Origin of the sequence: Nocardioides marmoriginsengisoli, from assembly GCF_003725695.1 — a bacterium.
Lineage (GTDB): Bacteria > Actinomycetota > Actinomycetes > Propionibacteriales > Nocardioidaceae > Marmoricola > Marmoricola marmoriginsengisoli.
Window position 1 is genome coordinate 1,423,486 of record NZ_RJSE01000007.1, and the last position, 20,832, is coordinate 1,444,317.

Sequence of the window (20,832 nt, forward strand, 5' to 3'; positions counted from 1 at the left end):
CAGGGCACCGCTCTTGGTAGGCGACGCCGCATGAAATTAATCTTGGTGCGCTCCAGTGCGCACCAGTCAATCGTGGCTCATCCTAGGAGTTTTGACGCTCCTGTGGCAAAACATGACCAAGGTTACATACTCATTCAGCCATATTGCATCTCATAACGTCATAAGAACGGCTAAATCGGTCAACTAGCCTTTTTGGCCGCTTTCTTGGTGGCCTTCTTGGCGGTCTTCTTGACCTTCTCCTGAGCAACGGACTTCTTGGCTGACGATGACGCCGTTTTCTTCGCGGGATTCGCCGGCTCCGGGGTCTCTCCGCGGGCGGTCTTCGCCGCATCGACGCTGCGCTGCAGGGCGGCGAGCAGGTCGACGACCTCGCCGCCGGTCTTCTTGGCCGCCGGGGCGGCCTTGATCTCGCCGCCCTCGATCTTCGCCTTCACCAGGGCCTCGACCGCCTCGCGGTAGTCGTCCTCGAACTCGTCCGGGTCGAAGTCGCCGGCCAAGGTCTCGACCAGCATCGTCGCCATCTTGACCTCGGCGGGCTTGGCGTCCTCGACGTCGACCGAGCCGAAGTCGGGGGACCGGACCTCGTCGGGCCACATCATCGTCTGCATCACGATCACGTCGTCGCGGACCCGGAGCACGGCCAGCGACATCCGGTTGCGCAGCGAGACGGTCACCAGCGCCATCCGGTCGGCGTCGAGCAGCGCCTGGCGGAGCAGGGCGTAGGGCTTCGCCCCGGTCTTCTCCGGCTCCAGGTAGTAGGACTTCTCGAAGAGCAGCGGGTCGATCTGCTCGCTGGGCACGAACTTCTCGACGCTGATCTCGCGGCTGCTGGTGGCCGGAAGGTCCGCCATGTCCGATTCGTCGAGGATGACCATCTCGCCGTCCTCGGTCTCGTAGCCCTTGGCGATGTCGGCGTACGCGACCTCCTCGCCGTCGAGCGAGCAGATCCGCTGGTACTTGATCCGGCCGCCGTCCTTGGCGTGCACCTGCCGGAACGAGATGTCCTTGCTCTCGGTGGCGGAGTACAGCTTCACCGGAACACTGACCAGGCCGAAGGAGACGGCGCCCTTCCAAATCGCTCGCATGCCCCCAGGATGACCCGAGGGGGCGGACGCCGTCCACCTCACAGGCTCCTCACAAGGTGCCCGGGGGGAGCGCACAGCCAGCCTCGACAACCTCGGGCCATGCCTTCACTCCCTTCCCTGCCCGGCCGGCGCTGGCTGGTCCTCGGCCTCGTCGTCGTCCTCGCCGGCGTCGGCGGCTGGATCAAGTTCGGCCCCGAGTCGGACGCCAAGACCCAGAGCATCACCGCCACCGTCGCCCGCGGTACCTACAAGTCCACCGTCTCCGCCACCGGCACGATCACCCCGAAGCGCGAGGCCGACCTCTCGTTCTCGTCCTCGGGCGTCGTCACCCGGGTCGCGGTCAGCGTCGGGGACAAGGTGACGAAGGGTGACGTGCTCGCCAAGATCGACGCCACCTCGCTGATCGCCCAGCGCGACGCCGCCGAGGCCCAGGTCACCGCGGCGGAGGCGCAGCTCGCCGAGGACGCCGGCGGGAGCGCGACCCAGCTCAGCGCCGACCGGGCGTCGCTGGCCTCCGCCGAGTCGCAGCTCGCCGCCGCCCAGGACGCGGTCGACGAGGCCACCCTGACGGCGCCGTTCAGCGGCACCGTCAGCGCGGTCGGCGTCGAGGTCGGCGACCAAGCCGGCTCGGGCGGCAACACCCCGGCCGCGGACGGCGACTCCACGACGAGTGCGGTGACGGTGATCTCCCCGCGGACGCTGCTGGTCGAGGCGAACGTCTCCGCCTCCGACGTCAGCCAGGTCAAGAAGGGGATGCAGGTCGAGATCACCCCGACCGGCGGGGGCGAGGTCGTCTACGGCACCGTCTCCGACGTCGGCGTGATCGCCGGCGCCTCCGAGACCGGCGCCGCCCAGTTCCCGGTCACGGTCGAGGTCACCGGAAAGCCCGCGGGGCTCTACCCGGGGTCGACCGCCTCGCTGGCGATCACCATCAAGCAGGCCACCGACGTGCTCGCGGTGCCCACCCAGGCGCTGCACACCGACGCCAAGGGCACCTTCGTGTACGTCATGGACGGCAAGAAGCGCACCCGGAAGGACGTCACCATCGGCACCGCCTACGGCATGCAGACCGAGGTGCTCAAGGGCCTCGCGGAGGGCGACGTGGTCGAGCTGATCAGCTTCACCCGGCCGAGCGGCTCGGGGAACACCCGGAACGGCGGCGGCGAGCTCCCCGGCGGCGAGGTCAGGTTCTCCGGCGGCGGCGCCGGCCCCAGCGGACCGGTGTTCGAGGTCGGCAAGTGAGCGCCATCATCGCGATGTCCGGTGTCCGCAAGACCTACGCGACCGGCGCGATCGCCGTGGAGGCGCTGCGCGGCGTCGACGTACGGATCAGCGAGGGCGAGTACGTCGCGATCATCGGCCCGTCCGGGTCGGGCAAGTCGACGCTGATGCACATCCTCGGCTGCCTCGACGTGCCGACCGAGGGGCACTACTCCCTGGCCGGACGCGACGTCAGCGACCTCGAGGAGGCCGAGCTGGCGCAGATCCGCAACCGGGAGATCGGCTTCGTCTTCCAGCAGTTCAACCTGCTGCCGGACCTGACCGCCCTGCGCAACGTGGCGCTGCCGCTGGTCTACGCCGGGGTCGCCGCGGCCGAGCGCGAGCGGCGGGCCAGGGTCGCCCTGGAGCGGGTCGGCCTGGCCGACCGCGCCGACCACCGTCCGGGGGAGCTCTCCGGAGGTCAGCAGCAGCGCGTGGCCGTCGCCCGGGCGCTGGTCACCGAGCCGTCGATGATCCTGGCCGACGAGCCGACCGGCAACCTGGACTCGGTCTCCTCTGCCGACGTGCTCGGACTCTTCCGCGAGCTGCACGTGGCAGGTCGCACGATCGTGCTGATCACCCACGAGAACGAGATCGCCGCCCAGGCCGGGCGGGTGCTCACCATCCGCGACGGCGAGATCAGCGAGAACGGCGTCGTCGAGGCGGGTGTCCGCGGATGAACTGGTTCGAGACCCTGCGGACCGCCGGAGACGCGGTCCGCAGCCACCGGCTGCGGTCGTTGCTCACCATGCTCGGGATCGTGATCGGCATCTCCTCGGTGGTGCTCACCGTCGGCCTGGGGCTCGGCGCGCAGGACAAGGTCCGCGACCAGATCGACGCGCTCGGGTCCAACCTGCTGATCGTCTCGCCCGGCAGCAGCACCGGCAGCGGGGGAGTGCGCGGCGGATTCGGGTCCTCCTCGACGCTGACCCTCGCCGATGCCGAGGCGCTCGCCGACAAGGCGGTCGCCCCGGACGTCGCCCGGGTCGCGCCGGTGACCTCCACCTCGGCCTCGCTCACCGCCGGCACCACCAACTGGACCAGTCGCCTGGTCGGCACCACGACGACCTGGGAGCAGGTCCGTGCCCGGACCCTGGCCTCGGGACGGTTCTTCACCGCGAAGGAGCTGGCCTCGGGAGCCAACGTGGTGGTGCTCGGTGCCGACACTTCCAACGAGCTGTTCAGCAGGGGCAGCCCGGTCGGTCAGACGGTCACGGTCAACGGCGCGACGCTCACCGTGATCGGCGTGCTCGACACCTCCGGGGCCACCTCGGACGACTCCAGCGAGGACGACCTGGCGGTGATGCCGATCACCACCGCGCAGCGGCTGAGCGGATCGACCAGCACCTCGGTCTCGACCGTGTACGTCGAGGCGAAGTCCGCGGACACCCTCAGCGCCGCCTACCAGGAGGTCAACGCCGCGCTGCTGACCGCGCACGGCGTCACCAGCGCCGAGGCGGACTTCAGCATCGCCACCCAGGACGCCCTGCTGGAGACCGCGAACTCGACGAACAAGACGATGACGATCCTGCTCGCCGGCATCGCCGCGATCTCGCTGCTCGTCGGCGGCATCGGAGTCATGAACATCATGCTGGTCTCGGTCACCGAACGGGTCCGCGAGATCGGTCTCCGCAAGGCGCTCGGCGCCACCCCGTCGGCGATCCGGCGGCAGTTCCTGATCGAGGCCTCGTTGCTCGGCGTCTCCGGCGGCGTGATCGGCGTCGCGATCGGTGTCGTCGGGGCGATCGTGCTGCCGTCGATGATCGACCAGCCGGTGAGCATCTCGGCCCCGGCGATCGCGGCCGCGCTCGGCGTCGCCCTCGGTCTCGGCGTCGGCTTCGGCGTCTACCCCGCCAGTCGAGCCGCCCGGCTCACCCCTATCGATGCCCTGCGCAGCGAATGATCAAGGAGATACGACCCATGAACGAGAACCTGACTACCCGGATCGCGGCCGCGTGCGGCGCGGGCGTCCTGCTGCTGGGTGCGGCGGCCTGCGGGAGCGACGACCCGGCGAACGCCGGCGCCGACAGCGGGACGAACGCCGGTCCCGGGACCACGCAGCAGGACGGCGCTCAGGACCGTACCCAAGGCGGCCAGCGCCCCGGAGCCAACGGCAAGGTCGCGGCCGTCAGCGGCAGCACCGCCCAGGTGCAGAGCATGGGCAGCGGCCAGGTGGCGGTCACCTGGACGGCGAGCACCGCGTTCACCAAGCAGGTCAGCGCGAAGCTGGCCGACCTCTCGGTCGGTGACTGCGTGGTGGTGACGCCGGTCGACTCGGACGACGGCACCGGTGCCACCACCCCGCCGACCGCGGTGACGGCGTCCTCGGTGCGGATCACCGAGAAGGTGGACGGCTCCTGCTCACCGGTCCGCGTCGGCCGGCCCGGCGGGGGATCTGGCGGGGGGCCGCAGCTCGACGGGGACCCGGGAGGTGGCGCTACCGGGGCCCGCCCGACCAGGGGCGGCTTCGGCGGCGCGTTCGGGGAGGTGAAGGCGGTGGCCGCGAACAGCTTCGTCGTCACCACCGAGATGCCGACCGGGGACGACCCGACCAAGACCACCTCGACCGAGGTCACCGTAACGGTCGGCAAGGCCACGACGTACAGGACCACTGCGCCCGGCTCCGCCGCCGACGTCAAGGTCGGGGTCTGCGTGAACGCCGACGGCAAGACCGACGACACGGGTGCGGTCACCGCGACCCGGATCGCGGTGACGCCGACGGTCGAGGGCGAGTGCTCGGGCGGCATGGTCCGGTTCAGCAGCGGTGCCCCCGGAAGCGCGTCGTGATGCATCGTCGCAAGCTCCGATGGCCGGCCGTCGGGCTGGTCGCCGTCCTCCTGGTCGGCGGCGGGACCGCGTATGCCGTGGCCAGTGGCGACAGCGTCCCGCGGTACCGGATCGTGGCGGCCGGCACCGGCGACATCGAGCAGACGCTCGCGTCCAGCGGGACCGTGGATGCTGCGAACCGGGCCGACGTCGGGTTCGGCGTCGACGGCACCATCGCCCGGATGAAGGTCGCGGTCGGCGACACCGTGAAGGCCGGCCAGGCCCTGGCCGAGCTGCAGACCGGTGAGCTCGACGCCGCGGTCACCGAGGCCGAGGCGGCCGTAGCGCAGGCAGTGGCCCAGCTCGCCTCGGACAAGGCGGCTCAGAACGATGCCGTCGAGAACGCGGCCGACACACCGGCGGGCACCTCGGGCACGCCGTCCTCGAACGGAGACGCGGCCGCCACCGCGGCGACGCTCAAGGCACTCAAGGCGCTCCAGGAGAAGGTGATCGCCGCGCAGAGCACGGCGAGTGCGGCACTGGCCGCCGCCAAGTCCGCGCTGGCGGCCCAGACGGAGGCTTGCGCGGACGCGTTCACGACGCCGACTGCGGACCCGACTGCAGACCTGACTGCGGACCCGACTGCAGATCCGTCAGGGGCCCCGGACGACGACAGCGCGGCGTGCACCGCCGCGCTCGCGGAGGTGCAGGCGAAGCAGCAGGACGTCGCCGACGCCCAGGACGCGCTGGCCAAGGCGCTCGGCGAGCTGACCGCTGCCCTGAACAAGGCGCTGGGAGGCGTCACCCGGGGCGGCAACTCGCCGCAGACCGGCAACGCCCGGACGACGCCCAGCTCGGAGACGCCGTCCACCGACGGCGCCTCGTCGGCTGGGGGCACCGTCACTGCGGCCCGGCTGGCCGCTGACCAGGCCCAGATCGAGCAGGCCAGGGCCGACCTGGTCACGGCTCGGCAGGCGCGCGACCAGGCCACCTTGCGCGCGACCCGGTCCGGGAAGGTGGTGGCGCTCGCGGCCGGCAAGGGTGACTCGGTCTCGGCCGGCGACCCGGTGGTGACCATCGTCGGTGGCAAGGCGATCACGGTGACCGGTTCGGTCAGCGAGGAGAAGGTGGACCAGGTCCGGGTCGGCCAGAAGGTCCGGGTCACCGTGCCCGGGTCGGACGAGCCGGCCGACGGCACCGTGACCGCGATCGGACTGGTCGCGGACAGCTCGTCGGGGACCACGTCGTACCCGGTGACCGTGACGGTCGAGGACCCGTCGATCGCGTTGCCGACCGGATCGAGCGCCCTGCTGCAGATCGTGCTGTCAACGGTGACGGAGGTGGTGACGGTGCCGACCTCGGCGGTCACCCGTCGCGGTGACGGCGATGCCGCGACCGTGCGGACCTGGGACGGCACCAAGCTCTCCACCAAGTCGGTGACGCTCGGTGCCGCCGGCACCCGCACCGTTCAGGTCACCAGCGGCTTGAAGGCCGGGGACGAGGTGGTCCTCGCGGCCATCGACGACCCGATCGACGGAGCCAGCTCGGAGCTGAACCAGCGCGGCGGCTTCGGCGGCATGCCCGTCGCGCAGTTCCGCGGCGCCGCCCCGGGCGGAGGCGGTCCGCAGATCTACCGGTCCGGGAAGTAGCCGCACCCCAGACGCGCCCCGGGCGCGGGCGCCGGCTGACAGGATGACTGTCATGAAGCCGATGCTCGCGACCCGGGGCGACCACGTGCCCACCGGGCCCGGCTGGCTGCACGAGGTGAAGTGGGACGGGATCCGGGCGCTGGTCGACGTCAGCGACGGCCGGGTGGTCGTCACCTCCCGCAACGAGAACGACGTCAGCGCGGCGTACCCCGAGCTGGCGGCACTCGGCGACTGGGCACGCTCCCGCGACCTGCTGCTCGACGGCGAGATCGTGGCCCTGGGCTCCGGGGCGCCGTCGTTCCGCGACCTCGCCGACCGGATGCACGTGCGGGACGCCGTCAAGGCCGCCCGGCTGGCCCGGCACAACCCGGTCACGCTGATCGCCTTCGACCTGCTCCGGCTCGACGGAGCGGACCTGTGCGCGCGACCGCTGTCGGAGCGCCGGGCCGCCCTCCTCGACCTCGGGCTCGACGACGCCGCCTGGCAGGTGCCGCCGACGTACGACGACGGTGCCGTCCTGCTCGACGCCGCCGAGGCGCAGGGGCTCGAGGGGATCGTCAGCAAGAAGCTGTCCTCGCGCTACCACCCGGACCGGCGCAGCAAGGACTGGCTGAAATTCCCGATCCGGCCGACCGGGTCCTACGTCGTCGGCGGCTACCGGTACGAGACCGGGAGCGACGCCCGCCTGGGAGCCGTACTCGTCGGTGTCCCCGACGGCGACCGGCTGGTGTTCCGGGGGAGGGTCGGCTCCGGGATCGCCGGGAAGGCCGGGCAGCGGCTGGGCGAGCTGCTCCGGCCGCTCGTCCGCGGGAGCTCGCCGTTCGCCGACGAGCTGCCCCGGCCCGACCGCGAGGGCACGGTCTGGGTGGAGCCGACCGTGGTGGTCGACGTCCAGTACCTGAACCTGACGCCCGACGGCCGGCTCCGGCAGCCGGCGTACCGGGGGATCCGGGCCGACCTCGGTCCCGACGACGTGGAGGAGAGCTGATGCCGGAGAAGCCGCCGCGCACCGAGGTGCAGGTCGACGTCGAGGGCCGGACGCTGACCCTGGTCAATCTCGAGAAGGTGATGTACCCGCGCACCGGGACCACCAAGGCCGAGGTGCTCAATTACTACGCGCGGATCGCGCCGCTGATCCTGCCGGTGCTCGCGGACCGGGCGGTGACCCGGATCCGGTGGCCGCACGGCACCGGCGACAAGTCCTTCTTCGAGAAGAACGTCCCCGGCGGCACCCCGAGCTGGGTGCGGGTGGTCACGGTGCCGACCTCGGGCTCGCGCACCGCCAGCAAGGAGGAGGGCGAGCTGCGGTTCCCGGTGGTGGACTCGCTGGCGACGCTGACCTGGATGGCGAACCTGGCCGCCCTCGAGCTGCACGTGCACCAGTGGCGGGTCGACACCGACGGCCGCCCGGTGCACCCCGACCGGATGGTGATCGACCTCGACCCCGGTGACCCGGCCGGACTGATGGAGTGCTCGCAGGTGGCGCTGCTGGTGCGTGAGCGGCTCGCCGCCGACGGCCTGGAGACGACCGCGGTGACCAGCGGCTCCAAGGGCCTGCACCTGTACGCCGACCTGGACGGCTCGCGGTCCTCCGACGAGATCCGCGACTACGCGAAGGGGATCGCCGAGGAGCTCGAAGCGGCGAAGCCGTCCCTGGTGGTCTCGCAGATGACGAAGGCACGCCGCGGCGGCAAGGTGTTCTTCGACTGGTCCCAGAACGTCGGCGCCAAGACCACCATCGCGCCGTACTCGCTGCGCGGGCGGGAGTTCCCGACGGTGGCGGCCCCGCGGACCTGGGACGAGATCGAGGAGGGTGCCGAGGACCCGCTCGGGTTGGAGCAGCTCCGCTTCGAGGAGGTTCTGGAGCGCGACGCGCCGTGAATTGACATCTAAGTCGAGTGTGTTAGTGTTCTTTCAACGTCACGAGTACTGATGCGAAGCCCCGGCTGGTCAGTCGGCAACCCTCCTTCCACGGTGGGGTGCCCCGGGTGAGGACGTGGCCTGCTGCGCCGTGCAGTCGGGCAAGCGTGGACTCGCCCTCGGGTCCCTGGACGATGGAACCGGACCGTGCCCCTCCAAGAACTTCTCCCCGCCGACCTGCCTGCCGACCCGCAGCTCGCTCCGCTGGCCGCGCTCGTCGGTGCCGACCAGCAGGTGCCGCTGGTGACCGGCGGTTCGACCCGCTACGTGAACCTCGACTTCGCCGCCAGTGCTCCGGCGCTGACGGCGGTCGCCGACCGGGTGGCGGACTTCCTGCCGTCGTACTCCAGCGTCCACCGCGGTGCCGGGTACGCGTCGATGGTCAGCACCGCCGCCTACGAGGCGGCCCGTCGGCGGATCGGCGAGTTCGTCGGCGCCCGGGCCGACGACGTGGTGCAGATCGTCCGCAACACCACCGACGCCTTCGGGCTGCTCGCGTCCGCGGTGCCGGACTGGGGTCCCGGGTCCGTGGTCCACCTCGACCTCGAGCACCACGCCAACCTGCTGCCCTGGCAGGCGCTCGGCAGCCGGGTCGTCGCGGCCCGGGAGACGGTGGCGGACACGCTCGCCGCGCTCGAGCAGGAGCTCGCCCGGAAGCCGGCCGCGCTGCTCGCGGTGACCGGCGCCTCGAACGTGACCGGCGAGGTGCTGCCGCTGGCCGAGCTGACCGCGATCGCGCACCGGCACGGCGCCCGGATCGCGGTCGACGGCGCCCAGCTGGTCCCGCACCGGCGGATCGACCTGGGCTCCCTCGACCTGGACTACCTCGCGTTCTCCGGGCACAAGCTCTACGCGCCATACGGTGCCGGCGTGCTGATCGGTCGCCGGGACTGGCTGGACGCGGCGCCGCCGTACGTGGCCGGCGGGGGAGCGGTCCGCCGGGTGACGGTCACCCGGACGACCTGGGCCGACGCCCCGGCCCGCCACGAGGGCGGCACCCCGAACGTCGTCGGCGCGGTGGCGCTGGCGGCGGCGTGCGAGGCTCTCGCCGGGTTGCCCGACGGTGCGCTCGAGCGCCACGAGAGCACGCTCCGGACCCGGCTCGCCGACGGCCTCGGCGGTATCGACGGGGTCCGGCTGCTGGAGCTCTGGTCCGGTGAGGTCGACGTGGTCGGCCTGGTCACCTTCGTCGTCGACGGCTATCCCGCCGAGCTGGTCGCGCACTACCTCTCCGCCGAGCACGGCATCGGCGTCCGGGACGGCCGCTTCTGCGCGCACCCGCTGCTGGACCGGCTCAACGAGGGCCGTACGGCGGTCCGGGCGAGTCTCGGCCTCGGTTCCTCGGGCTCGGACGTCGACCGGCTGCTCGACGGTGTCCGGGAGCTGGTCGACGCGGGTCCGCGGTGGACCTACGGCGCGGACGGGCTCCCCGCCCCCGACCCGAGGCCGCTGCCGCCCCTCTGAGGTCCTGCGTCTCCGATTCCGGAATGGACGCGCGTCCGGGGCTCCGATCTGATATCTATAAAGTCACCTAACTTAGTAAACATAAATGACAAGGAGATCGACCAGTGAAGTGGCCGGACCTAGCTGTGCTCGCGGGAGTGGTCGTCGTGTTCGTCGGCCTGCACCTGCTTCGGCGGCGGCGGACGAACTTCAGCGTGCTGACGCTGATCGCGCTCGCCGTCGGCATCCCGATCGGCCTCCTCGCCCGTGACCACGTGGCGTACATCGAGCCGATCGGACGGATCTACATCAACGTCCTGCTCGCCGTGGTGGCGCCGCTGATCGCGGTGGCGATCATCTCCAGCATCGCCTCCCTCGGCAGCATCGACCGGCTCCGCACGATCGGCCTGCGCTCGATCGGCTGGCTGCTGCTCAGCAACGCGGTCGCCGTCGTCCTGGCACTCGGCGTCGGACTGGCCTCGGCCACCGGGAGCGGCGTCGACGAGACCATCGGCGGGCAGCAGCTCTCGGTGCTGCAGAACTCGGTCCAGGACTTCACCCAGGTGGTCGTCGACTTCTTCCCGTCCAACGTGGTCGGCGACTTCGGGGCCAACCACATCATCCCGGTGATCCTGATCTCGGTAACGGTCGCGATCGCCTACCTGACCCTGGCGGAGCGCGACGCCGCCTCCGTCCGGCCGTTCCGCGACGGCATCGAGGCGCTGAAGCTGGTCGTCTTCAAGGCCGTCGGCTTCGTGATCGGGCTGACGCCGTACGCGATCGTCGCGCTGACCGCGACCGTGGTGGCGAACTCGACCAACCTCGGCGACAAGTTCTGGTCCCTGATCGGGCTCCTCGGCCTGGCCTGGGCGACCTGCTTCGTGCACACCTTCGCGTTCAACAGCGTGCTGCTCCGGGTCTTCGCGGACGTCTCGCCGACCAGGTTCTTCCGAAAGATCTTCCCGGCGCAGGCGACCGCGTTCTCCACCCAGAGCAGCGTCGGCACCCTGCCGGTGACGACCGACGTGCTCACCAGGCGGGTCGGCGTGCACCCCGAGATCGCGCACTTCACGGCCCCGCTGGGCACCACGATCGGGATGCCCGGGTGCGCCGGGATCTGGCCGATGCTGATCGCGGTCTGGGGGATCAACGCCTACGGGATCGACTACTCCGTGAAGGACTACGTCGTCCTGGCGATCCTCGGCACGCTGGTCTCGATCGGTACGGCGGGCGTCCCCGGCACCGCGACCGTGGCGGCAGCGACCGTCTTCGCCGCTGCCGGCCTGCCGCTGGACTTCATCGCCGTCACGCTCCCGATCAGCACGATCGCCGACATGGCCCGCACCGCGACCAACGTCACCGCGGCGGCGGTCAGCGCCACCATCGTCGCCCGCCAGACGGGCCTGCTCGACGACGAGGTCTTCGACGCCGACGAGGCGACCCACCAACCCACCCATCTGTCCACGTCGGCCTGAGCCGGCGACCAACCCATCAGGAGAAAGCAATGAAGCGCGTCATCCCGGCAGCCCTGGCTGCGACCGTTCTGGCCCTGGCCACGCTTGCGCTGGCCCCGTCGGCCCAGGCGATCACGAACCCCGCGGACAACCCGCACCCGATCACCGTCAAGGGTGACGACGGGCAGACCTACACCGACGGCGAGGACACCCTGCCCGGGTACGACGACGAGGCCTGCACCTACATCCCGGGGGCCTACTTCGACTTCGACAACAACCGGGTTCGGTACGCCGACGGCCAGTCGATCCCGTGGACCGAGTGGGACCGGGCCACCGGCTACAAGCAGTGGCTCGCCAAGAAGAACGGCGGCTCCACCGGGGGCTCCACCCCGAAGCCGCCGAAGTCGTCCAGCACCCCGAAGCCGTCCGGCACGTCCAAGCCGTCGGGCACCAAGTCGCCCACGACGAAGGGCGGCAGTTCGGCGACCGGGTCGACCACCGGCTCCACCCCCGACGCCGGGACCGGAGCCACCGCCGGTGCCACGCCGACCGACGGCAGCACCCCGGATGCCCAGGCGAAGGGCGCCGCACCGGAGGCCACCGACGGCGCGACCGACGGGTCCATCGACGGGGCCACTGACGGGGCCACCGACGAGGTCACCCTCGCCGCCGGTTCCAGCGGCGACTCCTCGTCGGCGAAGCAGGGCGGCTCCGGCGCCGGCCTGCTGATCCTCGGCGGTCTCGCCGGGGCCGGCCTGATCACCTTCGCCGGCTACTCGGTCTTCGGGAAGTCCCGCAAGCCGTCCGCCTCCTGAACCACCCCTCATCCGAGCACCGCCAACAGAAGCACCTCACCCGACAGAACAGGAATCCCTTGTCATGAGCACCACCCACCTGCGGCGCCGCCTGGTCGCCGCGACCCTCGGCCTCGCGGTCGCCGGCAGCCCCCTGGCCGCCGGCGCCCTCGCCGCCACCAGCGGAGCCGCCCCGGTCCGGGGCGCCGCCACCGCGGTCGACACCACCTACCTCTCCGACACCTTCCCGGGCCTGTCGGCGAGCCCGGTCCTGGAGACGGTCACCTACGACCGCTTCCAGTGGCTGCTCCAGCAGTCCGGCCAGTACGCGTTCCTGATCGGCTCGGCCGCTGACGCCGACTTCCCGGCCAAGGTGGTCGCCGCCGAGGCCGCAGCCAAGGCAGCGGGTGCGGTCAAGGTCTACTGGTTCGACCCGAACCTGACCGGTCAGACCGGGGTCAAGAACCTCGACACCCGCAACCCGGGCGGCATCAACCTGGCGACGGGGTCGCAGACGATCTACGGCAACATCTGGAAGAACGCGCTGGGCCAGTACCTCGGCAACGGCATCAAGTCGGTGCCGAACGCCGCTCAGACCACCGCCACGGTCAGCGCCGACGACACCGTAGTCAACGACGCGGTCGACCCGCTGTGGGACTACCGCAGCAGCCCGGCGGCACCGCCGGTGGCGGCAGCCGACGACGTGTTCTTCGTCTACGACAAGGACAACACCTCGGGCGGTCAGGCCGACAAGATCGTCAAGGGCGTCAACCTCTCCGCGACCGCCACCGGTTCGGTCGGCACCGCCGTGACGGCGGCGCTCGCCGGCGTCACCGGCGGCGCCGCGGCGATCGACCAGCTGGACCAGTTCCACTGGTGGAAGGACGCGGCCAACCGGAAGCACGACCTCTCCTACACCGATGACGCCCGGTACGGCGGCAACATCCTCGACGACGCCGACAACGCCGACGGCTGGCGGGTCAAGCAGATCACCTACCCCGAGCTGCTGCACCTGCTGAGCATCAAGGACACCGCGGACAAGAACTTCGTGCTGCTCTTCGGCGGGACCTGGTGCCACAACACCCGGGCCGTGCTCAAGCACGTGAACGAGGAGGCCCAGGAGAACGGCGTCACCACGGTCTACAACTTCGACCTGGTCCTCGACGGCGGCACCACCAACGGCACCAACGGCGGGTCCAACCCGATCCACGTCCGGGACAACGCCAACAGCGGCTCGACCTTCAACTTCCGTCCGTCGTACGTGTACGGCGACGTGGTCCGGTCCTCGTTCCGCAACCTGGTCACCGAGTACGACCCGAACACCGGGAGCCGGGTCTCCTACTACCCGAACGGCGACCTGGCCGCGTTCCCCGACGTGGTCCGCAAGCTCCAGGTGCCGTTCCTGATCAACTACCAGCGCGGGACCGGCACCAACCCGTCGAGCACCGCCGTGAAGCGGCAGTGGATCCAGCAGAACCTGGACGCCTCGACCGGCCTGCCGACCTTCCGGGAGTACATGTCTGAGTGGTGGTTCACCAAGCCGTCGGCGCAGCTCGGCCTGAGCTTCCCGATCCCGGCCGACGAGTCCACGCTGACCGCTCCGCAGGCCACCCAGCTCTCCCAGGCGCGCGACAACGTGACGTTCGCCCAGGACGCGCTGGCCAAGCTGGACGACTTCTTCGGCGGGCTCCCGGGCGCGGTCGTCTCCACCCAGACGGTGACGGCTCCGACGGTCGCCTACGGCACGGCGCCGAAGATCACGGTGGCGATCGCCAACAAGTTCGGCCGGCTCCCCGCAGGCACCGCCACCCTCACGGTCGGCGGGGCGTCGTACCCGGTGCAGGTCGCGCAGAACGCGGCGGTCTTCACCGTGGCCAAGCTGGTGCCGGGCTCGTACCCGTTCACGGTCAGCTACGCCGGTGACGACCAGATCGTGTCGTTCTCCAAGGCCGGAACGCTGACCGTTGCCAAGGCGAAGGCCAAGGCTTCGGGCGCCGCGGTGAAGGTGCCGACCTCGAAGAAGGCCGGTACCTACAAGGTGACGGTGGCGACCCCGGCCGGCCTGGTCAAGGCCACCGGCAAGGTGACCTTGACGCTCAGCAAGGGTGCCGCGAAGAAGAAGGTCGTCGGCACCCTGAAGGCCGGCGTCGTGACCGTCACGGTGCCGAAGCTGGCCAAGGGCGGCTGGAAGGTCGCGATCGGGTACGCGGGTGACGCCAAGTACCTGGCGGCCACCGCCGCGGGCAAGGCGATCACCGTCAAGCGCTAGCTGCGGCCCAGCAAGAGAGAAGGTTGCCTGGCGAGCCAGGTAACCTTCTCTCTTGTGGCTACACGCGACTACGACTCCGAGATCAAGCAGCTCCAGGCGACCATGGGCACGATCGGCAAGGTGCTCGACCTCGACGCCATGCGGGTGGAGATCGCGAGCCTGGGCGAAGACGTCGCCGACCCGAACCTGTGGGACGACCAGGCCAACGCCCAGCGCGTGACCGGCCGGCTCTCCACGCTGCAGGGCGAGCTCGACCGCTTCACCGCGCTGAGCACCCGGCTCGAGGACGTGGAGCTGATGTTCGAAATGGCGACCGAGGAGGCGGACGAGTCCGCGCTGGCGGACGCCGACTACGAGCTGGACCGGATCGCCAAGGCGGTCGAGACCCTCGAGGTCCGCACCCTGCTCTCCGGCGAGTACGACGCCCGCGAGGCGATCGTCAGCCTCCGGGCCGGCGCGGGCGGCGTCGATGCCGCCGACTTCACCGAGATGCTGATGCGGATGTACACCCGCTGGGCCGAGCGCAACGGCTACCCGGTCGAGGTCTTCGACACCTCGTACGCCGAGGAGGCCGGCCTGAAGTCCGCGACCTTCGCGGTGCACGCGCCGTACGCCTACGGGACGCTCTCGGTCGAGGCCGGCACCCACCGCCTGGTCCGGATCAGCCCGTTCGACAACCAGGGCCGCCGGCAGACCAGCTTCGCCGCGGTCGAGGTGGTCCCGGTGCTGGAGCAGACCGACGAGATCGACATCCCCGACGAGGACATCCGGGTCGACGTGTACAGGTCGGGCGGCCCCGGCGGCCAGTCGGTCAACACCACCGACTCCGCGGTCCGGCTGACCCACCTGCCGACCGGCGTCGTGGTGTCCTGCCAGAACGAGAAGTCGCAGCTGCAGAACAAGGCCTCCGCGATGGTGGTCCTGAAGGCCAAGCTGCTCGCCCTGAAGAAGGCCGAGGAGAAGGCGCACCTCGACGAGCTCAAGGGCGACGTCCAGGCCAGCTGGGGCGACCAGATGCGCAACTACGTGCTGAACCCTTACCAGATGGTCAAGGACCTGCGCACCGAGTACGAGTCCGGCAACCCGCAGTCCGTCCTGGACGGCGACATCGACGCCTTCCTGGAGGCCGGGATCCGCTGGCGCCGCGGGGCCGAGCTGAAGGACTGACGCCTACTTGCTGGTGTCCAGCGCCGAGGCGACCGCGGAGCACCAGGCGTCGGCACGCGCCGTGACCGCCTTGCGGGTGCTCGTCTGAGTCACCTCGCAGCTCAGCCAGGTGTCCTGGAAGAGACCGGCGTGCCGCGCCACCAGGCTCTTGCCCGGTCCGGAGCAGGACTGGAGGAGGCCGGGTTCGCCGAAGGCGCTGGCCGTCGTCGTGCAGCCCGTCTTCCGGCCGGCCGCTCGGACCAGCGTCCGGGCGTACGCCGGCGCGATCGGCCGGGCGAAGACCCAGGCGCGGGCGATCCGTCCGGCGGGCGAGGTCCAGGAGCAGCCGAACTCGTGGCCGATCCCGCCCGGGCCGCCGCCCGGGATCGGATCGCCGTTGCGCCACTCGTCGGGTGTGCGCGGCTCGCTGCCCAGGGCCGTTCGGACGGCCGCGACCGGCACCAGGTCGCAGAACTCGACCCGGACCAGGCTCATCGAGGCCGGATCGAGGTCCTTGATCGCCCGAGGCGCCGACGAGACGGGTGCCGCCGGATCGCCGTCGCTGCAGCCCGCGAGCACTGTCACGGCGACCAGCGCCAGCGTGACGAGTCGGCGGGTGCGCATGCAGAGACGGTAGACGAAACACCGAAGCCGCCTGCGTCCCGGGCAGGTTGAACCGGCTCGCCTAAACTCGGGAGCACTGTGATCAGATTCGAGAACGTCTCCACCACGTACCCCGGCCAGAACCGCGCCGCCCTCTCCAACGTGAACGTCGATGTCGAGAAGGGCGAGTTCGTCTTCCTCGTCGGCGCCTCCGGGTCGGGCAAGTCGACCTTCCTGCGCCTGGTGATCCGGGAGGCACGGCCCAACGACGGCCGGGTCTACGTCGCCGGCAAGGAGATCAACCGGATGGCGAGCTGGAAGGTGCCGGCGCTGCGCCGCAAGATCGGCACCGTCTTCCAGGACTTCCGGTTGCTGCCGAACAAGACCGTCGCCGAGAACGTCGCGTTCGCACTCCAGGTGATCGGCAAGCCGCGCAGCCACATCGCGGCCGTCGTACCGGAGACCCTGGAGCTGGTCGGCCTGGAGGGCAAGGGTGACCGGATGCCCGACGAGCTCTCCGGTGGCGAGCAGCAGCGGGTGGCGATCGCCCGCGCGTTCGTGAACCGGCCGATGATCCTGATCGCCGACGAGCCCACCGGAAACCTCGACCCGACGACCAGCGTCGGGATCATGAAGCTCCTGGACCGGATCAACCGGACCGGCACCACGGTGGTGATGGCGACCCACGACGCCGGCATCGTGGACCAGATGCGCAAGCGGGTGATCGAGCTGTCCGACGGCACCGTCGTCCGTGACCAGTCCCGTGGTGTCTACGGGTTCCAGCACTAGAAAGGCTGCACTGCAGCTATGCAACTGAAGTATGTCTTCACGGAAACCCGGATCGGGCTCCAGCGCAACGTCTCGATGACCATCGCGGTCGTCGTGACCATCTTCATCTCGCTGACCCTGGTCGGGATGGGCCTGCTGCTGAACGCCCAGGCCGACAAGACCGAGAAGTACTGGGGGAGCCGGCTGCAGATCACCGTCTACCTGTGCAACGACGCGAACATCAAGAAGGAGCACTGCACCTCGGGCGAGGCGGACCAGGCGCAGAAGTCGGCGATCGAGGACGTCCTCAAGTCCCACCCCGAGGTCGACACCTACGACTTCCGGACCAAGGACGAGGCCTTCGCGATCTTCAAGCGGGTCTACATCACCGACGACAAGGACTCGACGATCTCCTCGGTGGTGACCGCCGACGACATGCAGGAGTCCTACCGGGTCACGCTGAAGAACCCGCGGAACTACCTCGAGGTCGAGAGCGCGCTCAAGGGCATGGACGGCGTCGAGGCGGTCGAGGACCTGCGGACCGTGCTGCAACCGATCTACAACGCGATCACCTGGATGAAGTGGGGCGCGATCTCGATCGCGGCGTTCCTGCTGATGGCCGCGATCCTGCAGGTCGGCAACACGATCCGGCTGGCGGCGTTCGCGCGGCGCAAGGAGATCGGCATCATGCGGCTGGTCGGCGCCTCGACGCTGTACATCTCGCTGCCGTTCCTGCTGGAGACGCTGGCGGCCGCGGCGATCGCGATCGTGCTCTCCGGGGCGACCATCGGCGCGGTGATGCAGTTCGTGATCCGGGACCGGCTCCGGCACAACTTCCAGGTCACCGACTGGATCGGGTGGGCCGATCTGGGGCAGGCGCTCGGGGCGATCTCGGTGCTGGGCGTCGTGATCACGCTGATCCCGACACTCGTGATGACCCGCAAATACCTCAAAGTCTGAGATCGGCGGGTTAACGTCACTCTGTTCACTTCTTCCCCAATTTGAACAGGCTGACCGGTGGTACGCACTCTTCCCCGCAACACCCGTCGTCGCGTCTCCTGGACGCTGGCATTCCTGAGCACCGTCGCGCTCGCAACCGGGCCGGCGATGCTCTCCGCCCGGGCCGACGACCTGCGCGACAAGCAGAACCAGGTGAAGAAGGGCCTGAAGAACGCGACCGGTGCGCTGGAGGAGTCCAGCTCGGCCTTCACCGCGGCGACGAAGCGGCTGACCGCCGCCCAGGGCAAGCTGGCCCTCGCGCAGAAGGCGCTGGCCAAGACCCAGGGCGAGCTGACCGCCGCCCGGGTGCTCGACACCCAGATGCAGGCGAAGCTGGTCGCCGCCCAGGCGGCGCTCGCCCAGGCCGAGGCCGACCTGGCCGCCGGCATCGAGGACGTCGCGAACAAGCGTGACGAGATCAGCCTGGTGGTGGCGGAGAACTTCCAGAAGGGAGACCCGCGGCTGCTGGGTCTCTCCGCGATCCTGCACGCCCGCGACATCAACGACATGGGCACCCAGCTGCACGCCGTCGGGAACCTGATGGATCAGCAGGCGGACATGCTCTACGAGCTGAAGGCGAAGCAGAACCAGCTCACGGTCCAGAAGGGCAAGGTCGCCGCGGCCAAAGCCATCGTCGCCGAGCAGCGCCAGGCGGCCGCGGTGAACCTCGCGCGCAAGAAGGCGCTGGAGGAGAAGGCCGAGACCAACCGCGCCCAGGTCGCCAGCTTCGTGGCGCAGCGCCAGGCCGCGGCCTCGCAGGCGCGCGCCGCCCGGGCGGTGGACCTGCGCAAGCTGCAGCAGCTGAAGAAGGAGGACGCCCGGATCAAGCGGCTGATCCTGGCCCGCGCCAAGCAGCAGTCCGGCAACGGCTTCTCCGGCAACTCCGGCGGGTTCCTGCTGCCGCCGGTCGCGAACTCGTACATCACCTCGCCGTACGGCTACCGGGTGCACCCGATCTACGGCTACTACAGCCTCCACGACGGCGACGACTTCCACGCGCCGTGCGGGGTCCCGGAGCGGGCCGCCGCCAGCGGCACCGTGATCGAGGAGTACTACTCCGACGTCTGGGGCAACCGGCTGTTCCTCGACGTCGGCAAGGTCAACGGCAAGAACATGACGCTGATCTACAACCACATCAGCTCGTACAAGGCGCGGACCGGCGACAAGGTCAAGCGCGGCGAGACGATCGCGTACGCCGGCACGACCGGCTGGTCGACCGGCTGCCACCTGCACTTCACCGTGATGATCAACGGCAACCCGGTGAACCCTCAGAACTACATGTAGATTTCTCTCTCATGCCCAAGGAACAAGGGCGCAAGCTGATTGCGCAGAACCGCAAGGCGCGTTACGACTACCACGTCGAGGACGTCTTCGAGGCCGGACTGGTCCTCGTCGGCACCGAGGTGAAGTCGCTGCGCGCCGGTCGCGCGACCCTGGGTGACGGCTTCGCCGAGATCCACGACGGCGAGGCGTTCCTGCACGGCGTGCACATCCCGGAGTACACCCAGGGCACCTGGACGAACCACGAGCCGCGGCGGGTCCGCAAGATGCTGCTCAACCGGCACGAGATCGACAAGATCGACGCGAAGGTGAAGGAGCGCGGGTTCACCTTGGTGCCGCTGTCGATGTACTTCCTGGACGGCCGCGCCAAGGTGGAGATCGCCCTGGCCCGCGGCAAGAAGACCTACGACAAGCGGCAGGCGCTCGCCGGTCGCCAGGCCGACCGGGAGAAGCAGCAGGCGCTGGGTCGTCGCATGAAGGGTGCTGAGTGACCCCGAGCGACCTGGGCATCCCGGGCCTGTTCGACGTGCACGTGCACTTCCTGCCGGCGAACATCCAGGCGGCGGTCTGGCGCCAGTTCGACGAGGCCGGCCCGAAGATCGGGCGGGAGTGGCCGATCCGCTACCGCGGCAGCGTCCAGGAACGGGTCGAGCAGCTGCGCTCCTTCGGCGTACGGCGCTTCTCTGCACTGCCCTACGCGCACAAGCCCGGCGTGGCCGCCTACCTGAACACCTGGGCGGCCGAGTTCGCCGCCGAGGTTCCCGAGAACCTGCGCTCGGCCACCTTCTACCCGGAGCCGGGCGTGGGCGAGTACGTCGCCGCCGCGATCGCCGAGGGTGTCGAGATCTTCAAGCTGCACAACCAGGTGGGGGAGTTCCTGCTCGACGACCCGGCCCTGTCACCGGCCTGGGAGGTGCTCCAAGCGGCCGGGACGCCGATCGTGATCCACGTCGGCTCCGGGCCGGTCGGCAACGCGTTCACCGGCCCCGAGCACCTGGCCCGGCTGCTCCGACTCTTCCCCGACCTCCGGGTGATCGTCGCGCACCTGGGCGCCCCCGAGTTCGCCGAGTTCTTCGACCTCGCCGAGGCCTACGAGCACACCTACCTGGACACGACGATGGTCTTCACCGACTTCTTCGTCCCGTTCCCCGACGAGCTGGCTCCGCGCCTCGCGACGCTGGGCGACAAGATCCTCTACGGCAGCGACTTCCCGAACCTGCCCTACGAGTACGGCCACCAGCTGGAAGGACTCGCCCGCCTCCTCGGCACCGCCCCCGGTCTCGACGAGGCCTGGCTGGCCAAGGTGTGCTGGCACAACGCGGTGGGCTTGTTCGGCGCCTGACGTTTCCGAACTTTCTTCGGGATCCGCGTACTCACCGGGGTTTCTGGGTGTCA

The 20,832-nt window shown here is 70.1% G+C and carries 19 protein-coding genes and 1 riboswitch; of the genes, 17 read left to right on the forward strand and 2 right to left on the reverse strand.

The window, feature by feature from the left end; all coding sequences use genetic code 11:
• Positions 1-179: 179 nt before the first annotated feature.
• The gene (gene ku / locus EFK50_RS15325; RefSeq protein WP_123228373.1) at positions 180-1,085 is read right to left on the reverse strand and encodes a non-homologous end joining protein Ku; all 906 of its coding nucleotides are present in this window, start codon (positions 1,083-1,085) and stop codon (positions 180-182) included.
• 99 nt (positions 1,086-1,184) lie between these two features.
• Here ku and EFK50_RS15330 point away from each other — a divergent pair, with 99 nt between their 5' ends.
• From EFK50_RS15330 to prfB, 12 genes are all read left to right on the forward strand, one after another.
• A complete protein-coding gene (locus EFK50_RS15330) occupies positions 1,185-2,327 on the forward strand; it encodes an efflux RND transporter periplasmic adaptor subunit (protein WP_183407851.1) in 1,143 nt (380 codons plus the stop codon).
• A 14-nt stretch (positions 2,328-2,341) separates the two neighbouring features.
• A complete protein-coding gene (locus tag EFK50_RS15335) occupies positions 2,342-3,025 on the forward strand; it encodes an ABC transporter ATP-binding protein (RefSeq protein WP_123228696.1) in 684 nt (227 codons plus the stop codon).
• Positions 3,022-4,248 (forward strand): ABC transporter permease, encoded by a 1,227-nt coding sequence (locus tag EFK50_RS15340; RefSeq protein ID WP_123228375.1) that lies wholly within the window; start codon positions 3,022-3,024, stop codon positions 4,246-4,248. The genes EFK50_RS15335 and EFK50_RS15340 overlap by 4 nt, the downstream gene beginning before the upstream one ends.
• A 17-nt stretch (positions 4,249-4,265) precedes the next feature.
• A complete protein-coding gene (locus EFK50_RS15345; protein ID WP_123228376.1) occupies positions 4,266-5,132 on the forward strand; it encodes a DUF5666 domain-containing protein in 867 nt (288 codons plus the stop codon).
• A complete protein-coding gene (locus EFK50_RS15350) occupies positions 5,132-6,760 on the forward strand; it encodes an efflux RND transporter periplasmic adaptor subunit (RefSeq protein WP_123228377.1) in 1,629 nt (542 codons plus the stop codon). Before EFK50_RS15345 ends, EFK50_RS15350 begins: the two co-directional genes overlap by 1 nt.
• A 52-nt stretch (positions 6,761-6,812) precedes the next feature.
• A complete protein-coding gene (ligD, locus tag EFK50_RS15355; RefSeq protein ID WP_123228378.1) occupies positions 6,813-7,748 on the forward strand; it encodes a non-homologous end-joining DNA ligase in 936 nt (311 codons plus the stop codon).
• A complete protein-coding gene (ligD, locus tag EFK50_RS15360) occupies positions 7,748-8,641 on the forward strand; it encodes a non-homologous end-joining DNA ligase (protein WP_123228379.1) in 894 nt (297 codons plus the stop codon). The genes ligD (EFK50_RS15355) and ligD (EFK50_RS15360) overlap by 1 nt, the downstream gene beginning before the upstream one ends.
• A gap of 37 nt (positions 8,642-8,678) precedes the next feature.
• Positions 8,679-8,794, forward strand: a riboswitch (SAM riboswitch).
• Positions 8,795-8,827: 33 nt separating this feature from the next.
• A complete protein-coding gene (locus tag EFK50_RS15365) occupies positions 8,828-10,144 on the forward strand; it encodes an aminotransferase class V-fold PLP-dependent enzyme (RefSeq protein ID WP_246004169.1) in 1,317 nt (438 codons plus the stop codon).
• 104 nt (positions 10,145-10,248) lie between these two features.
• Positions 10,249-11,598, forward strand: a complete 1,350-nt coding sequence (locus EFK50_RS15370) for a dicarboxylate/amino acid:cation symporter (protein ID WP_123228380.1) — start codon at positions 10,249-10,251, stop codon at positions 11,596-11,598.
• 29 nt (positions 11,599-11,627) lie between these two features.
• Positions 11,628-12,392 carry a hypothetical protein gene (locus EFK50_RS15375; RefSeq protein WP_123228381.1) on the forward strand — a complete coding sequence of 255 codons (765 nt, stop codon included), beginning with the start codon at positions 11,628-11,630 and terminating at the stop codon, positions 12,390-12,392.
• 64 nt (positions 12,393-12,456) lie between these two features.
• Positions 12,457-14,640, forward strand: coding sequence for an Ig-like domain-containing protein (locus tag EFK50_RS15380; protein ID WP_123228382.1), 2,184 nt, complete (start codon positions 12,457-12,459; stop codon positions 14,638-14,640).
• A 54-nt stretch (positions 14,641-14,694) separates the two neighbouring features.
• The gene (prfB, locus tag EFK50_RS15385; RefSeq protein ID WP_123228383.1) at positions 14,695-15,807 is read left to right on the forward strand and encodes a peptide chain release factor 2; all 1,113 of its coding nucleotides are present in this window, start codon (positions 14,695-14,697) and stop codon (positions 15,805-15,807) included.
• A gap of 3 nt (positions 15,808-15,810) precedes the next feature.
• Here the strand turns inward: prfB and EFK50_RS15390 are convergent, their stop codons facing one another.
• The gene (locus EFK50_RS15390; protein ID WP_123228384.1) at positions 15,811-16,410 is read right to left on the reverse strand and encodes a hypothetical protein; all 600 of its coding nucleotides are present in this window, start codon (positions 16,408-16,410) and stop codon (positions 15,811-15,813) included.
• A gap of 78 nt (positions 16,411-16,488) precedes the next feature.
• Here EFK50_RS15390 and ftsE point away from each other — a divergent pair, with 78 nt between their 5' ends.
• From ftsE to EFK50_RS15415, 5 genes are read left to right on the forward strand one after another with little or no spacing between them, the layout of a single operon-like run.
• The gene (gene ftsE, locus EFK50_RS15395; protein WP_123228385.1) at positions 16,489-17,178 is read left to right on the forward strand and encodes a cell division ATP-binding protein FtsE; all 690 of its coding nucleotides are present in this window, start codon (positions 16,489-16,491) and stop codon (positions 17,176-17,178) included.
• An 18-nt stretch (positions 17,179-17,196) separates the two neighbouring features.
• Positions 17,197-18,117, forward strand: coding sequence for a permease-like cell division protein FtsX (gene ftsX / locus EFK50_RS15400; protein ID WP_123228386.1), 921 nt, complete (start codon positions 17,197-17,199; stop codon positions 18,115-18,117).
• 57 nt (positions 18,118-18,174) lie between these two features.
• Positions 18,175-19,440: a M23 family metallopeptidase gene (locus tag EFK50_RS15405; RefSeq protein WP_123228387.1), complete on the forward strand. Its 1,266-nt coding sequence runs from the start codon at positions 18,175-18,177 to the stop codon at positions 19,438-19,440.
• Positions 19,441-19,451: 11 nt separating this feature from the next.
• The gene (gene smpB, locus EFK50_RS15410) at positions 19,452-19,928 is read left to right on the forward strand and encodes an SsrA-binding protein SmpB (protein ID WP_123228388.1); all 477 of its coding nucleotides are present in this window, start codon (positions 19,452-19,454) and stop codon (positions 19,926-19,928) included.
• Entirely contained in the window at positions 19,925-20,779 is an 855-nt protein-coding gene (locus tag EFK50_RS15415) for an amidohydrolase family protein (RefSeq protein WP_123228389.1), read from the forward strand. The genes smpB and EFK50_RS15415 overlap by 4 nt, the downstream gene beginning before the upstream one ends.
• Positions 20,780-20,832 lie beyond the last annotated feature (53 nt).